The sequence below is a fragment of the Acinetobacter sp. LMB-5 genome, assembly GCF_001541635.1.
Taxonomy (GTDB): domain Bacteria; phylum Pseudomonadota; class Gammaproteobacteria; order Pseudomonadales; family Moraxellaceae; genus Acinetobacter; species Acinetobacter pittii.
The window spans coordinates 1-540 of the sequence record NZ_LRDR01000056.1 but is presented as its reverse complement, the minus strand read 5'-3'; the positions used below and the strand labels follow the sequence as shown (position 1 = coordinate 540).

The 540-nt window shown below is 44.8% G+C and carries 1 protein-coding gene; it reads left to right on the top strand.

Going from position 1 to position 540, the window contains the following annotated elements; genetic code table 11:
* Positions 1–540: GTP-binding protein (locus tag AW165_RS18485; protein ID WP_151830854.1), on the top strand; the 540-nt coding region annotated here is incomplete at both ends.

Below are 540 nucleotides of genomic sequence, written 5' to 3'. Positions count from 1 at the left end.
AAGTTTGAACGTAATAAGCCACACGTAAACGTGGGCACAATCGGTCACGTTGACCATGGTAAAACAACTTTAACTGCTGCGATTGCAACAATTTGTGCAAAAACTTACGGCGGTGAAGCGAAAGATTACTCACAAATCGACTCAGCACCTGAAGAAAAAGCACGTGGTATTACAATTAATACTTCACACGTAGAATACGATTCTCCAATTCGTCACTACGCACACGTTGACTGCCCGGGCCACGCCGATTACGTTAAAAACATGATTACTGGTGCTGCTCAGATGGACGGCGCGATCCTTGTGTGTGCTGCGACTGACGGTCCAATGCCACAAACTCGTGAACACATCCTTCTTTCTCGTCAGGTTGGTGTACCTTACATCATCGTATTCTTGAACAAGTGTGACCTTGTTGATGATGAAGAATTACTTGAATTAGTAGAAATGGAAGTTCGTGAACTTCTTTCTACTTATGACTTCCCTGGTGATGACACTCCAGTTATCCGTGGTTCTGCGCTTAAAGCGTTGGAAGGCGATGCTGGT